Source organism: Geodermatophilus sp. SYSU D00708 (genome assembly GCF_054050115.1).
Window position 1 is genome coordinate 1 of sequence record NZ_JBJGYS010000034.1, and the last position, 13,731, is coordinate 13,731.

General features: G+C 76.6%; 14 protein-coding genes and 2 tRNA genes. 7 read left to right on the plus strand and 9 right to left on the minus strand.

Annotated elements, in window-relative coordinates:
* The first annotated feature begins 289 nt into the window (after positions 1-289).
* On the plus strand, positions 290-463 hold the full coding sequence (locus ACI79D_RS21480; protein ID WP_456920535.1) for a hypothetical protein: 174 nt from the start codon (positions 290-292) through the stop codon (positions 461-463).
* On the plus strand, positions 460-1,200 hold the full coding sequence (locus ACI79D_RS21485) for a hypothetical protein (RefSeq protein WP_456920536.1): 741 nt from the start codon (positions 460-462) through the stop codon (positions 1,198-1,200). The genes ACI79D_RS21480 and ACI79D_RS21485 overlap by 4 nt, the downstream gene beginning before the upstream one ends.
* Here the strand turns inward: ACI79D_RS21485 and ACI79D_RS21490 are convergent.
* From ACI79D_RS21490 to ACI79D_RS21510, 5 genes are all read right to left on the minus strand, one after another.
* Entirely contained in the window at positions 1,185-1,625 is a 441-nt protein-coding gene (locus tag ACI79D_RS21490; RefSeq protein WP_456920537.1) for a VOC family protein, read from the minus strand. The two genes, ACI79D_RS21485 and ACI79D_RS21490, sit on opposite strands and share 16 nt — an antisense overlap.
* Positions 1,622-2,446 carry a helix-turn-helix transcriptional regulator gene (locus ACI79D_RS21495; RefSeq protein ID WP_456920538.1) on the minus strand — a complete coding sequence of 275 codons (825 nt, stop codon included), beginning with the start codon at positions 2,444-2,446 and terminating at the stop codon, positions 1,622-1,624. Before ACI79D_RS21495 ends, ACI79D_RS21490 begins: the two co-directional genes overlap by 4 nt.
* 93 nt (positions 2,447-2,539) lie before the next feature.
* The gene (locus ACI79D_RS21500) at positions 2,540-3,190 is read right to left on the minus strand and encodes a hypothetical protein (protein WP_456920539.1); all 651 of its coding nucleotides are present in this window, start codon (positions 3,188-3,190) and stop codon (positions 2,540-2,542) included.
* A gap of 51 nt (positions 3,191-3,241) precedes the next feature.
* Complete coding sequence (locus tag ACI79D_RS21505) at positions 3,242-3,808, minus strand: hypothetical protein (protein WP_456920540.1); 567 nt, start codon at positions 3,806-3,808, stop codon at positions 3,242-3,244.
* A gap of 245 nt (positions 3,809-4,053) precedes the next feature.
* Positions 4,054-4,126 (minus strand) — tRNA-Lys (locus ACI79D_RS21510).
* 194 nt (positions 4,127-4,320) lie between these two features.
* On the opposite strand from ACI79D_RS21510, the gene ACI79D_RS21515 reads away from it, so the two are divergent.
* The 4 genes from ACI79D_RS21515 to ACI79D_RS21530 all read left to right on the plus strand — a co-directional run bounded on the left by ACI79D_RS21515 (position 4,321) and on the right by ACI79D_RS21530 (position 7,495).
* Positions 4,321-5,505, plus strand: coding sequence for a L,D-transpeptidase (locus ACI79D_RS21515; RefSeq protein WP_456920541.1), 1,185 nt, complete (start codon positions 4,321-4,323; stop codon positions 5,503-5,505).
* A gap of 81 nt (positions 5,506-5,586) precedes the next feature.
* Positions 5,587-6,060 (plus strand): hypothetical protein, encoded by a 474-nt coding sequence (locus tag ACI79D_RS21520; protein ID WP_456920542.1) that lies wholly within the window; start codon positions 5,587-5,589, stop codon positions 6,058-6,060.
* 74 nt (positions 6,061-6,134) lie between these two features.
* Entirely contained in the window at positions 6,135-7,217 is a 1,083-nt protein-coding gene (locus ACI79D_RS21525) for a WD40/YVTN/BNR-like repeat-containing protein (RefSeq protein WP_456920543.1), read from the plus strand.
* A complete protein-coding gene (locus ACI79D_RS21530) occupies positions 7,217-7,495 on the plus strand; it encodes a MoaD/ThiS family protein (RefSeq protein WP_456920544.1) in 279 nt (92 codons plus the stop codon). The genes ACI79D_RS21525 and ACI79D_RS21530 overlap by 1 nt, the downstream gene beginning before the upstream one ends.
* A gap of 34 nt (positions 7,496-7,529) precedes the next feature.
* Here the strand turns inward: ACI79D_RS21530 and ACI79D_RS21535 are convergent, their stop codons facing one another.
* The gene (locus ACI79D_RS21535) at positions 7,530-7,775 is read right to left on the minus strand and encodes a hypothetical protein (protein WP_456920545.1); all 246 of its coding nucleotides are present in this window, start codon (positions 7,773-7,775) and stop codon (positions 7,530-7,532) included.
* Between the two features lie 100 nt (positions 7,776-7,875).
* Entirely contained in the window at positions 7,876-10,962 is a 3,087-nt protein-coding gene (locus tag ACI79D_RS21540) for an Ig-like domain-containing protein (RefSeq protein WP_456920546.1), read from the minus strand.
* 521 nt (positions 10,963-11,483) lie between these two features.
* On the opposite strand from ACI79D_RS21540, the gene ACI79D_RS21545 reads away from it, so the two are divergent.
* The gene (locus tag ACI79D_RS21545) at positions 11,484-12,842 is read left to right on the plus strand and encodes a sensor histidine kinase (RefSeq protein WP_456920547.1); all 1,359 of its coding nucleotides are present in this window, start codon (positions 11,484-11,486) and stop codon (positions 12,840-12,842) included.
* A 59-nt stretch (positions 12,843-12,901) separates the two neighbouring features.
* Here the strand turns inward: ACI79D_RS21545 and ACI79D_RS21550 are convergent.
* A tRNA-His gene (locus ACI79D_RS21550) sits at positions 12,902-12,977 on the minus strand.
* 63 nt (positions 12,978-13,040) lie between these two features.
* Positions 13,041-13,730, minus strand: a complete 690-nt coding sequence (orn, locus tag ACI79D_RS21555; RefSeq protein WP_456920548.1) for an oligoribonuclease — start codon at positions 13,728-13,730, stop codon at positions 13,041-13,043.
* Between the last annotated feature and the right edge of the window lies 1 nt (position 13,731).

The window sequence follows — 13,731 nt, forward strand, 5'->3', positions numbered from 1 at the left end:
CGGGCGGGGTCTGCTGGGTCTTCTGGGGGGCTGGGGGGGAGCGCCCGGGGGGCGCGCGCCCCCCCCCCCCCCCCCCCCCCCCCCCCCCCCCCCCCCCCCCCCCCCCGGCCCGCTCCCCGACTGAGGACCGGACCGGCGCCGCGGCGCGCGGGAGGGGGCGCCGCACCTCCGTGGGCGGCCACGCCCGAGGGGCCCCTCCGGAGCGCCGGGCGGTGCTTCACTGGGCGGAGCCGACGCGTCGGCCGTGAGCACCGGGTCGAGGCGGAGCCGCACGGACGAGGAGCCGCAGATGGACACGTCGACCGCACCCCGCTCCGACCGCGTCGCCGCACGGCCCGTGCGGCGGTGCGTGGCCGGGGACATCGGCAGGGAGCGCCGCGAGATCGAGGTCGAGCCGCTGACCGAGCCCACGCCGGCCGAGCCGGTGACCGAGCCCGTGCCGGCCGCCCCCGCTCCGGCGTGACCGCCCCGGCCGAGCCCCCCGGCGACCCGCCCCCGCTGGTCGCCGGGGAGCTGCGGGGCTACCGCCGGTTCCGGCTGGCCGAGGACGGCCTCCGTCCTCCGGTGCACGTGGCCGACGGGCCGTGGAGCGGGCAGGTGCACTCCGCCCGGTGCGCCGTGGACGAGGCGCACGCGCCGCCCGCGTGGGGCTGCGGCTGCGGCCTCTACGGCTGGTACCACCCGAGCCACACCGGCCTGGGCGTCGGCTGGGGGGACGTGACGGCGGTGATCGCCGCCCGCGGCCGCATCGTCCTCGGCGACACCGGCTTCCGGGCCGCCGCGGCGCGCGTCGAGGCGGTCACGCTCCCGCGCCGCACCCGGCTGCGCCCGTCCCGTCGGCGCCGGTGCGAGCGGGTCCTGGCCGAGCGGTACCCCCGGGCCGCGGTCTACCGGTCCCGGCGGAGCATGCTGCGCCGGCACCCGCCGGAGGACCTCTCCGCCCTGGGCATCACCGTCCGTCCCAGCCGGGCACCGCGCTACCGCTGGGCCGCCGTGGTCGTGTGGCTGGCCGGCGTCCTGGCGCTGTGCTCGGTGGCCGTGGTGCCCCGGAGGGCCCTGGCCGCGATGGGCCCGGCCGAGTGGCTGGCGGCCCTGGCCGGGTTCGTCCTGTGGCAGACCACCCTGGTCTGGCTGGTGTTCCGGGGCTCACCACCGCCGGCGACCCGGGACGCCGGCCCGGCCGGTCAGGCGCCGCGGTAGGTGCCCAGCGTCCACAGGTTGCCGTCGGCGTCGCGGACGTCGAACTGGTGGGACCCGTAGTCGGTGTCGTGCAGCGCGTGCAGCACCTGCACGCCGGGAATGTCGCGCACCCGCGCCCAGACGGCGTCGACGGTGGCGGGGTCGGCGGCGACGACGTAGACGCCCTGCGGGCCGAGCGCGCCCCAGTCCCCGGGCTTGCCGCGGCTGCCGAACATGACGCCGCCGCCGTCGGGCCAGCGGGCCTCGGCGTGCTCGACGGTCCCGTCCTCGCTGCGGTAGCAGGCGGTGACGACGAAGCCGAGCCCCTCGGTGAGGAAGCGCATCCCGGCGTCGACGTCGGTGAAGCCGACGCTGGGCCAGACGGTCGGGGTGGGCTGGTCGACGCCGGCGGGTGAGGCGGGAGCGGGAGAGGTCTCGGTGGTCATGCGGGAGAGGCTGCCCCGCCCTCGGCCGCGGTGTCTTGGACGAATGGGAGCTCCTCACGCAGCCAGGTGCCCACACTGCAGCCGGCCAGCGCCCGCCACTCCCGGGCCAGGTGCGGCTGGTCGGCGAAGCCGCACCGCGCGGCGATCTCGGCCAGCGGCGGGCGGCCGGGAGCGAGCAGGAGCCGCCGGGCGGCCTCGAACCGGGCGATCCGGGCGACCTGCTTGGGGGTCAGGCCGGTCGCGACCCGGAACCGCTCGGTCAGGTGCCGTCGGCTCCACCCGACGTGCCCGGCGAGGTCCTCGACCCGGCAGCGGCCGGCGCTGCCGTGCACCAGCCGCCAGGCCTCCCGCACCTCCGGCGGCACCGGGTCGGGGCGCCCGCCGAGCCGGCCCAGCAGCGCGGCGTCGAGCCGGGTGAACCGCTCCGCCCACCCGGGGGCCCCGGCGAGCTGCTCCACCAGCCGGTCGGCGGCGGGGCCGAGGACGTCGGCCAGGTCGACCGCGCGCTCACCGAGTTCACCGGCGGGCAGGCCGAGCAGGGCCGAGGCGCCCAGCGGGGTGAGTGCGTACTGCACGCCGTCCTGCGGCCGGCCGGCGTCGATCAGCGCGGGCCGGGTGTGCAGGCCCCCGGCGACGGCGTGGGCGGCGACCGGGCCGCCGAGACCGGTGAGCCGCAGCGGCGCGGCCAATTCCACGACGAGCGTCAGATGGCGGGAGGGCAGGCCGCGGTGCACCCCGGTCGGGTTGGCCGGCACCCGGTAGCCGTGCGCCCCGGCGACGAACGGCCGCAGCGGCGACGGCACGCGGTGCACGACGAGCACGGCCTGCAGACCTCCTCCTCCCGGGGGCGCCATCCTGCCCGCCGTCGCTCCCGAGCGGGTGCTCCGCGGGAGCGCCGTCCCCGGCCGGGGCGGTCAGCCCGGGACCTCCTCCGCCCGGGGCGCCGACGGCGCCGGCCGCTCGGCGGCGGGGCCGGCGGTGGGCGCGCGCTCCAGCCCGAGGTCGTCCAGCGCCAGCTCGTAGCACTCGTGCAGCAGCCGGAGCCGGTCGACGATGCGGTCGGCGCTGCTCTCGCTCGAGTCGGGAGGCGGGTCGTCCACCAGGTCCCAGAAGAGGGACGCGCAGCACTCCCCGTCGCCGTAGAGCAACCGGGTCGCCGGCGTCGGCGCCACGCCCAGGGCGGCCATGAAACGTGCGGACGCCCTGCGGCGCAGCTGTGCGGTCAGGTCGCGGTGGCGGGCCAACCGCCGGAGGTGCAGCCGCCACGCCCCCCGGCCCGAGGACCGGACCGGGCGCTCGACGCGGAGGCCGATCGCCCGGCCGAGCAGCGGGACGAGCCGGTGGCGGTCGGCGTCCGGGAGCCGGTCGTTGGCGATGCGCAGGACCAGGGCCAGGTCCGCGTCGACGCAGCGCGGCTCGTCGGTGAACTCCTCGCCGGCCAGGAGCGCCGTGTACTCCATGAAGCAGGCGCCCTGCGACGGGTCCCGGTGCCTGCCGCGCTGCAGGACGGGCATCGCGAGCGGCGGCATCAGCAGCGGCGAGGTCGCGTGGTGCTGTCTCCGCATGGTCCGGGCCTCCCATCGGTGGGGGTTCGAGCGGTGGTCCGGGTGCGGCGCCTATCCCGGGACCCTGCTGCGCCGCTCGGCCAGCCGCCGCTGGACCGACCAGCCCAGCGCGCCGAGCAGGAGCCACGCCGCGGCGCTGACGACCGCCTCGGTCGGGGTGTCGGGCACGCGGAGGAATCCCAGCGTGTCCGGCCACAGCCGGGCCACCCCGCTGAGCGCGAGGCCGGCGCCGCCCAGCGCGCAGGCGGCGATGACGGCGGTCTCGTGGAAGCGCTGCGTGGCCAGGCCGGTGAGCACGGCGACCGCTCCCGTGAACAGGACGGCCAGGACCACGCTGCCGTCGTCGCCCTGCAGCAGCCCGAACAGCTTCGCCCCGATGACCCCGCCGGCGACCGCGCCCACGACGAACAACGCAGCCCGGAACACGACGGTCGCCAGCACCCAGGCCACCACGGCGGCACAGAGGGCGACGACGGCAGCGACGCCGGCCGAGCTCCCGAGCGCTTCCGCGAGCAGCCAGCCGAGCGCGAAGCCGGACGCCAGCACCGCCAGGTGGATCGACAGCCGCCCGGCGAAGCACAGCAGCAGGCCGACGAGGACCACGCCGACGCCGGTCACGCCGCACGCTCCGCGCAGCGCGACGCCGGCGGGCGGTGGGCCGCCGGCTGCGGCAGCAGGTCCGGCCGGCGCGCGGTGCTCCCCATGACGGGACCTCCAGCTCGGGGCGGTCTGGGAGGGATCGTCCGGTCCGCGGGCCGGTCGTGCGTCATCCCCGAGGGGTGAGTCGGGTGGCGGGCGCGGGCCGGCCGGGCCGCAGACGACGAAGCGGCCCCGTCCCGGAGGACGAGGCCGCTGTCGTGGAGTGCGCCATCAGGGACTCGAACCCCGAACCCGCTGATTAAGAGTCAGCTGCTCTGCCAATTGAGCTAATGGCGCGTGCCGTCCGGCTGGGCCGGCAACGAGAGAGAACGATACCAGCGCCCTCCCAGGCGCCGTCGGGGTGGTCGGGTGGGCCGGTCCTGCGGCCCCGTCGGCCGCCGTCCGGTCCTGTTCCGGTTCCAGGATGGACACTGGTGCGCCGATACAGGGAGACGGGGCAGGACGGCTCCCGACGAGGTGGAGGGGAACGCATGCGACGGACGGCCGCGCTGGTCACGGTGGGGGCACTGGCCCTGCTGACCGGCTGCCAGGGCAGCGACGACAGCGGGCAGGCCAGCGCCGCGACCACCGCGACCACCGCGACGGCCGCGCCGGCCACCGTCGAGGTGTCCCCGGCCGACGGCACGGCGGACGTCTCGCCGACCGCCCCGGTGGAGATCTCCGTCACGGACGGCGAGCTCACCGACGTCACCGTCGTCGACGGGGCCGGCGCGCCGGTGACCGGGTCGGTCGGGGACTCGCCGGACGACCCGGCGACCGACGTCTGGACGCCGGACGCCCCGCTGGCCTACGCCACCAACTACACGCTGACCGCGACGGCCGAGAACGCCGACGACCAGCCGGCGGAGGCCTCGGCCACGTTCACCACCGTGGACCCGGCGACGGTCACGACACCCTCCATCGGGCCGCTGGACGGGCAGACCGTCGGCGTCGGCATGCCGATCCGCGTCTACTTCGACGAGCCGGTGACCGACAAGGCCGCCGTCGAGAGCCACCTGGAGGTCACCAGCTCGACGCCCACCGACGGCGTCTGGAACTGGTTCAGCGACACCGAGGTGCACTTCCGGCCGTCCCAGTACTGGCCGGAGAACACCGACGTCACCCTGGAGGCCGACCTCTACGGCGTCGACTTCGGCGGAGGCGTGTGGGGCGAGAAGGACCGCACGGTCTCCTTCCGGATCGGCGAGCGGCACGTCTCGATCGCCGACGCGTCCACCCACACGATGGAGGTCTACGACGGCGACCAGCTGGTGCAGACCTGGCCGATCAGCGCCGGCAGCCCGGACAACCCGAGCTACAACGGGGCGCACGTGGTCACCGAGATGAACCGCGACCGGGTCATGGACTCCAGCACCTACGGGGTGCCGGTGGACAGTCCCGGCGGCTACCGCACCCCGGTCGAGTACGCCGTCCGGATCTCCGACAGCGGCGAGTTCGTGCACGCCGCACCCTGGTCGGTCGCCCAGCAGGGCCGGGAGAACGTGTCGCACGGCTGCATCAACGTGTCAACCGAGCGCGCCCGCTGGTTCTTCGAGTTCTCGCAGCCCGGCGACGTGGTCGAGATCCGCGGCTCCAGCGCGGGCACGCTGCGCTCGGACATCTACGACTGGACCATCCCGTGGGAGGAGTGGCAGGCCGGCAGCGCGCTGAAGTGAGGCGACGCCGGTCGACCCGGCGTTTCCCGGAGGCCCGGCGCGGGAAGTGATCAACCCGGTTCCCGAGCTGAGGAGAGTGCCGTGGACGCCTGGGTGATCGTGCTCATCGTCGTGGTGGCCGTCGTGCTGCTCGCACTGCTGGCCCTGACCATGGCCAAGCGCAACCGGATCAACTCCGCGCGCAAGCGGGAGCAGGCCCGCGACCACCTGCGCGAGGCGCAGCTGCGTGGCGCGCAGGCGGAGAAGGAGCGCGCCGCCGCCGAGGAACAGGCCGCCCGGGCCCGGCGCGAGCGCGCCGAGGTCGAGGAGCGGACCCGGCTGGCCGAGCAGGAGGCGCAGCAGCGCGCGGAGGCGGCGCAGGAGCACGCGTCGGCCGCCGACCAGCTGCGCGCCAAGGCCGAGAAGCTGGCGCCGGGCCTGGCCGACTCGCACGGCCGGCACACCGACGGGACGCCGGCCGACGGCCGGCACGCCCAGGGCGACGGCTACGGCGCCGGCGGCCAGGGCCAGCCCGCCGGTCCCGACCAGCCCGCCGGCGGCGCCACCCGCCGCTGAGTTCTCGCCCCTCGGACGGTCTGTACGTCCGAGGGGCGAACTCTGTGCCCCGCGGACCGACCCGGAGGGGCGCCATGACCGACCTGCTCGCCATCGGCACGCGCAAGGGCCTGTGGCTGGCCCGCAGCGACGACGACCGCCGGACCTGGACGCTGGGGAAGCCGCACCTGCTCGCCCAGGAGGTCGCGGCGGTGTCGATCGACACCCGCCGGGCGACGCCGCGGGTCCTGGCCGGGATCCAGTACGGGCACTGGGGTCCGACGGTCATGCGCTCCGACGACCTCGGCGCGAGCTGGCAGGAGACCGAGTCCGGCGCGATCCGCTTCCCCGAGGACACCGGCGCGGCCCTCGCCCGCGTCTGGCAGCTGCGCCCCGACAGCGCCGAGCGGGCGGACGTCGTGTGGGCCGGGTGCGAGCCGCACTCGCTGTGGCGCAGCACCGACGGCGGCGGCAGCTTCGAGCTGGTCCGCGGCCTGTGGGAGCACCCGCACCGGCCGACCTGGGAGCCCGGCGGCGGGGGAGGCGCGGTGCACACCGTGCTGCCCGACCCGGCGTCGGACCGCGTCACCATCGCCATGAGCACCGGCGGGGTCTACGTCAGCGAGGACGGCGGCGGGGAGTGGACGCCGCGCAACTCCGGCATCAGCGCCGTCTTCCTGCCCGAGCCCCCGCCCGAGTACGGCCAGTGCGTGCACAAGGTCGCCGTCGACGCGGCCGGCCCGGACCGCATGTACGCGCAGAACCACTTCGGCGTCTTCCGCACCGACGACGCGGGGAAGGCCTGGACGTCGATCGCGGGCGGCCTCCCGGCCGACTTCGGCTTCCCGATCGTCGCCTCGCCGTCCACCCCCGGGACGGCGTGGGTCGTGCCGCTGGTCGCCGACATGCAGCGGGTGCCGCCCGAGGGCCGGCTGCGCGTGCACCGGACCCGCGACGCCGGCGAGACCTGGACCGAGCTCGGCGCCGGCCTGCCCGACCGGTTCTGGGCCGCGGTGATGCGCGACGGGTTCTGCGCCGACGAGGCCGACCCGACCGGCCTGTACGTGGGCACGCGGGACGGCTGCGTCTACGCCAGCGCCGACGAGGGGGACACCTTCACCCTGGTGGCCGACCACCTGCCCGACGTGCTGGTGGTCCGCGCCGCGAGGATCGGCTGATGAGCGTCGAGGTGGTGCTGCCCGGCGTGCTGGCCGACCTCGCCGGCGGCGCCAAGCACCTGCAGGTCGACGGCGGCGGCACGCTCCGGGAGGTGCTGGACTCCCTCGCCGCCGACCACCCGCTGCTCGACCGCCGGATCCGCGACGAGGCCGGGGTGCTGCGCCGGTTCGTGAACGTCTACGTCGACGGCGACGACGTGCGCTTCACCGGCGGCCTGGGCGCGGCGGTGCCGGACGGCGCCGTCGTGCAGGTGCTGCCGTCGGTGGCCGGCGGCTGAGCAGCGGGGGAACGGCGGCGCGCCGAACGGGTCGTCAGAGCGCGGCGAGGGTGGCGCACTCCGCGCACAGCTGCGAGTTCTCGTAGCCCTCGGGCGGCCACACGGTCTGCTCGTCGACGGCGACGTAGGCGCCGCACAGTGCCTTGCGGCTGCGGCCGGTGACCCGGCCGATCGTGGCGTGCGCCGGCCCGATCTGCCGGGGCTGCAGGCCCTCGGGACTGCCCACCGAGCCGACCATCACGACGGCGTGAGCGGTCCCGTAGGAGTAGGCGAGAGTCATGCCCCCAGGGTCGCCAGGCGCGCCGGGGCCGACCAGTACCCCGGCGAGCGTGTTCGGCGCTCCTGTCACTGCCGCCCCACCCGGCACGGGGGCGGCGCGGTCACCGGCCCCGGACGGCCGACCGGGCGTCGCCGGGGCCGGCCGCGGTCGTGAAGGTCCACGAGGTGCCGGGGAACCGGTTGCCGGCGGCGTCCCGGACCGCGGTGCCGATCGTCACCGTGTAGCGGGTGCCCGGGGCGAGGTCGACGGTGGGCACGAGGGCCACCGAGTTCGTGCCCGGGTCGATCCGCAGCTCCGCCGGGACGGTGCGCCCCGCGGCCGACCGCAGCGTCACCGAGGAGCCGGTGAGTCCGGTGACCGGCTCGCTGAAGACCAGCGCGACGGTGGCGTCGGGAGCGATCCCGGTGGCACCGGGCGGGGTGCTGTGCCCGGTGATGCTCGGACGCGTCCGGTCCGGCGGCGGGGCCGCCTCGGTGGTGAAGCGCCACGTCGTGGCCGCCAGCCGGTCCCCGGCGGTGTCGCGCACCCCGCTGCCGACGCCGACCGTGTACGTGGTGTCCGCGACGAGCCGCGCGGCCGGGGCGAGCGTCGCCACGCGGGTGCGGGGGTCGTACCGGACCGCTGCGCTCACCCTGCCGAGGCCCTCGGCGCGCAGGGTGACGGTGTCGGCGTCGACCCCGGTGACCGGCTCGCTGAACGTGATGCGGACGTCGTCCTCGCGGGCGACCGCGGTCGCGCCCGGCGCCGGGGTCCGGTCGCTAATGGCGGGCGCGGCCACGGCGACCGCCGGCGCCGGCGCGGCGGTGCTGAACGACCAGGACACCGGCGCGAGCGGGTTGCCCGCGGCGTCCCGGACCGCACCGTCGAGCGCGGCCGTGTAGCGGGTGCCGGGGGCGAGGTCCGCGGCCGGGTCGAGGACGGCGGCGCGGGTGGCGGCGTCGTACCGGACGGCGGCGGGGACGGCGTCGCCCGCCCCGTCCGGGCGCAGCACCATCGTCGCGGGGCCGACCCCGTCGACCGGTTCGCTGAAGGTGGCGGTGACGGTCGCGTCCCGCGGCACGCCCGCGGTGCCGTCGGTCGGGGTGGCGCCGGCGACGGTGGGAGCGGCGGTGTCCGGGGCGGGCCCGGTGGTGAAGGTCCACGAGGACCGGGCCAGGGCGTGGCCGGCGGCGTCCCGGATGCCCTGGGTCACGGTCGCCACGTGCGCGGTCCCGGGGGCCAGCGGCGCCGCCGGGGTCAGCGTCGCCACCCGCGTGGTCTGGTCGTAGGTGACCGTCGCGGGCACGGCGCCGTCCGGGCCGGTCAGGGTCAGCGTCGCGCTGTCGACGCCGGTGACCGGCTCGCTGAACGTGGCCGTCACCGGCGCGTCCAGCGGCACGGCCGAGGCGCCCGACCCGGGGGAGGTGGCGGTCGCCGCCGGGGCCGTGGTGTCCGGCGCCGGGGCGGTGCTGAAGGTCCAGGCGGTGGCGGCCGGCGGGAGCCCGGCGGCGTCGGTGATCCCGGCGTCGACCGCGGCGGTGTAGGTGGTCCCCCACGCGAGCGGGGCGTCCGGGGTGAGCGACGCGGTGCGCGTGGCGGGGTCGTACCCGACGTCCGCGGGGACGGCGCCGTCCGGGCCGGTGAGGGTGAGGCCGCCGGCGTCCGCCCCGGTGACGTCCTCGCTGAACACGGCGGTGACCGGTGCGTCGAGGGCGACGCCGGTGCTGCCGGCCGCCGGGGTCTCCGCGGTGACCTGCGGTGGCGTGGTGTCGGCGGGCTCCTGCGCCGCGGGTGCGGTGGTGAAGGTCCACGACGTCGCGGCCAGCGGGTCGCCGGCGTCGTCGGTGACGCCCTCGACCGACGCGGTGTGCGCCGTGTCCGCGGCGAGCGGGCTCCGCGGCTCGAGGGTCGCCGTGGACGTGTCCGGGTCGTAGGTGACGTCGGCCGGCACCGGGGTGTCGTCGGGCCCGGTGAGGGTGAGGGTCGTCGCGTCGACGCCGCGCACCGGTCCGCTGAAGGTGACGGTGACCGGGGTGCCCACCGCGACGCCGGTGGCACCGTCGGCCGGGGTGGCGGCCGTGACCGTCGGCGCGGCACCGTCGGTGTCGGTGTCGGTGTCGGTGTCGGTGTCGGTGTCGATGCTGTCGTCGGCCGGGTCGGTCGTGGGGTCCGTGGGGATGGACTCGTCGGCCGGCAGCGGGGTGTCGCCGGCGGCGGGGGAGCCCTCGCAGCCCTCGGCCGGGCCGGGGGTCTCGGCCGGACCGGTGATCCGCATGGTCTCGACCGGCCGCGGCTCGTCGGACACCGTCCCGGCGGGCGCTCCGCCGGCCGGCTCCTCCCCGGCCGGTGGCTCCTCGGTGGACGACGCGTCCGTCCCGCCCGCCGGCGGCTCCTCGAGCACCGTCTCGCCGAGCACCGTCTCCCCGGGCACGACCTCGGCGGCCGGCGGCTCGGCGTACACGATGTGCTCGACGCCGTGGCCGTTGCCGAGCAGCACCGCCGCGCGCTGGTCCCGCGTGAGCTCGGCGTCGTTGCGGGAGCCGGTGAACGGCGTCCGGTAGCGGATCCGGAAGCCGCCGTCCGCGTCGGTGGCGACCACCTCGTCGGCGACGATCCGGTAGCCGCCCGTGCCGTCGGCGAACTCGTCGACCGTCAGCTCGGCGACGGGGATCGGCGCGCCGTCGGCGTACCGGGCGACGCCGGCCACGACCACGTCGCCGGTGTCGGGCTCCAGGGCGGGCGGGCCGGTCCACCGGAGGTCGTCGACGGTGACCTCGTCGGTGTCCTCGGGGGTGGTGACGACGACCCGGTCGCCGGGGCGGATGTCGGGGGTCTGCACGTCCCAGCAGTCCCCGGGCTGCGCGGCGACCCCCGCCGGTCCGGCGTTGACCGCCAGGCCGGGACCGCCCTCCAGGGCCCGTGCGGGCCCGCTCGCCCGCCCGAGGACGACGGCCTCGCCGGTGGCCGGGTCCCGGCGCAGCACCTCGACGACCAGCGGCGTCCCCTCGGGGTAGCCGTGGACCGCCACGGAGTCCGCGTCGGAGGAGACGGTGACGTGCTCGCCGTCGTCCACGCCCGGGCCGGTCAGGGACGCCCGGGCCGGTGCCGCGCCGAGCAGGTCCTGGCCGACGAGGGCGAGGGCGGTGCCGGCCACCACGGTCGCGACCGCGCCGCGCCGGGTGCGGCGGGCGAGGGACGGGATGGGCATCGCGGCTCCCCGGGTCCAGCGCGGTCCTGGGCTCCCTGCCTACGACGCCTGCCCTCCGTCGACCGGACGGCGGCGCCGCGACCGCTGGACTCCGACCCTGCGGGGGCGCGGGCGGTCGCGGATCCCGAGTCCGGGGGGTGCCGACGGTCCTGCCCGGTCCCCGAAACGGGGGGTGCCTACTGTCGCCGCTCCAGCACCCACATGACCAACCCGACCACCATGATCAGGCCCGCGATGACGGCCACGATCAGGACGTCCGTCTGGGTCATCAGCCGTTCTCTCCTCTCGACGCGCGGTGGCCGCCACGGTTTGACCACCGGAGGCCGATGAACGGGGACACGCGGCACACTCGATCGATCCGAGACCGACCGGTGCTGGGGCGGCGACGCTTTGCCAAGTTCTTGCCGAACTCACAGGGACCTGCCAACAACGGGCACGGGGACGCGTGACACCCCGCCGGGCGCGCTGCATCCTGACGGCTGACGAGCGCTGCGCCCCCGGACGGCTGCGGAATGGAGTCGATGCCCGTGCGCACTCGGATCATCGGCGTGGCCGTGCTGGCCTCCGCCCTCGCGACCTTCCTCTTCGGCGTCCCGCTGGCCGTGGCGGTGCTGCAGTACGTCGTCCAGCACGAGCGCGGTCACCTGGTCCGGGTGGCCAACGAGGTGGCCATCGAGGTCTCCGACGACGTGGGCGCGGGCTCGGCGATCGACCGCGAGGACATCACCGACGTCGGTGACGACGGCGAGGACCTGCGGGTCGCCGTGTACGACGAGGACGAGCACCAGTTGGCCGGGGTGGCGCCCGACCACGACCTCGGCGTCCTGGAGAGGGCGCTCGACGGCGACATCAAGGCCGGGGTCGACGGCGACGTCCTGGTCGCGGCCGCCCCGGTCACGCACGCCGACAACGTGATCGGGGCAGTGCTCGTCTCCGAGGACCGCTCCGACGTGCTCGACGAGGTCGCGCTGATCTGGACCGGGATGGCCGGCCTCGCCGGGGCGGCGGTGACCGTCGCCTGGCTGGTCGGCCGTCGGCAGGCTCGGCGGCTGGCCCGCCCGCTGGAGGACCTGGAGGAGACCGCCCGTCGGCTGGGGGACGGCGACTTCAGCGTCCGGAGCCGGCGGGGCGGCATCCCCGAACTGGACTCCGTCGGGGCGGCGCTGGACACGACCGCCGCCCGCCTCGACGACCTGCTCGCGCGGGAGCGGGCGTTCTCCGCCGACGCCTCACACCAGCTGCGCACGCCCCTGGCCGGCCTGCGACTCCGGCTGGAGGCCGCGCTGGAGCAGCCCTCCCAGGACCCGCGGCCGGCGATCGTGGCCAGCCTGGCCGACGCCGACCGCCTCGAGGCGACCATCGAGGAGCTGCTCCTGCTCGCCCGGGCCGGCCAGGCCACCGCGACCGGGCCGGTCGACCTCGGTGCCCTGGTCGGGGACCTCTCCCCGGAGTGGGGCGCGCGGCTGGCGCTGCAGGGCCGGGACCTGGTGGTCCGGGTCGACCCCGACGTCCCGCCGGCGCGCGCGTCGGCCGCCGCGGTGCGGCAGGTCCTCGCCGTGCTCGTCGACAACGCCACGGTGCACGGGGCCGGGCCGGTCGGCGTGGCGGTGCGCCAGGCCAGCGGTGCCGTGGCGGTGGACGTCAGTGACGAGGGGGCGGGCGTGTGCCACCCTCCCGGACTGCTGTTCGCCCAGCGGGCCGACCGGCGCGACGGTCACGGCATCGGCCTGGCGCTGGCCCGGCGTCTGGCCGAGGCGGAAGAGGGACGGCTGCACCTCACCCAGTCGTCGCCGCCGGTCTTCACCCTCCTGCTGCGGGCGGCTGACCCGGTCGTGCGGGAGGAGGCGGACGCCGGCGCGGCGAGCGCGGCCGGCCGCTGACGCAGCACCGCCCCCGAAACGACGAGAGGGCTGGTCAGTCACCTGACCAGCCCTCCCAGTGGGGTGAGTGACGGGGCTCGAACCCGCGACACCCAGGATCACAACCTGGTGCTCTACCAGCTGAGCTACACCCACCACGTCTCCCGGCCGGCTGCTCAGAGCGGGTCGACCGGGGAACCGGCGCAACGATACCGGGTCTCAGGCGCCCGTCGCCGCAGGGGGTGCCTCGCCGGTCGCCTCGCCCGGCTGACCGGCGTCCTCGACCGCGAAGACCGCCGCGAACGACGCGGTCACCTGCTCGGAGGCCGCCTGCGCCTCGGTCGTGGAGGGGCCGGGGCCGTCCACGAACAGCGTCCGGCGGTAGTAGGCCAGCTCGCGGACCGACTCGATGATGTCGGCCAGCGCGCGGTGGGCCAGCCCCTTCTGCGGCTGGGCGAAGTACACCCGCGGGAACCAGCGGCGGGCGAGCTCCTTGATCGAGGAGACGTCGATCATCCGGTAGTGCAGGTGGTCGTCGAGCTCGGGCATGTCCCGGGCGAGGAAGCCGCGGTCGGTGCCGATGGAGTTGCCGCACAGCGGTGCGGTGCGCCGCTCGGGGACGAATCGCTTCACGTAGGCGAGCAGCTGCTGCTCGGCCTCGGCGACGGTCAGGGTCGCGGCGCGCACGGCCTCGGTGAGGCCGGACTTCGCGTGCATCTCGGTCACCACGTCGGCCATGCCGGCCAGGTCGTCGTCCGACGCCGAGATCACCAGGTCCAGGCCCGGGTCGAGGACGTTGAGCTCCGAGTCGGTGACCAGCACCGCGACCTCGATGAGCTTGTCCCGGGTGAGGTCCAGTCCGGTCATCTCGCAGTCGATCCAGACCAGATGTCCCGCGCTGTCAGCCACG

Coding starts and splice junctions, on each gene's coding strand:
- ACI79D_RS21480 (WP_456920535.1), top strand. CDS start 290: ATGGACACGTCGACCGCACCCCGCTCCGACCGCGTCGCCGCACGGCCC.
- ACI79D_RS21500 (WP_456920539.1), bottom strand. CDS start 3,190: ATGCGGAGACAGCACCACGCGACCTCGCCGCTGCTGATGCCGCCGCTC.
- ACI79D_RS21490 (WP_456920537.1), bottom strand. CDS start 1,625: ATGACCACCGAGACCTCTCCCGCTCCCGCCTCACCCGCCGGCGTCGAC.
- ACI79D_RS21530 (WP_456920544.1), top strand. CDS start 7,217: ATGAGCGTCGAGGTGGTGCTGCCCGGCGTGCTGGCCGACCTCGCCGGC.
- ACI79D_RS21535 (WP_456920545.1), bottom strand. CDS start 7,775: ATGACTCTCGCCTACTCCTACGGGACCGCTCACGCCGTCGTGATGGTC.
- ACI79D_RS21525 (WP_456920543.1), top strand. CDS start 6,135: ATGACCGACCTGCTCGCCATCGGCACGCGCAAGGGCCTGTGGCTGGCC.
- ACI79D_RS21540 (WP_456920546.1), bottom strand. CDS start 10,962: ATGCCCATCCCGTCCCTCGCCCGCCGCACCCGGCGCGGCGCGGTCGCG.
- ACI79D_RS21545 (WP_456920547.1), top strand. CDS start 11,484: ATGCCCGTGCGCACTCGGATCATCGGCGTGGCCGTGCTGGCCTCCGCC.
- ACI79D_RS21515 (WP_456920541.1), top strand. CDS start 4,321: ATGCGACGGACGGCCGCGCTGGTCACGGTGGGGGCACTGGCCCTGCTG.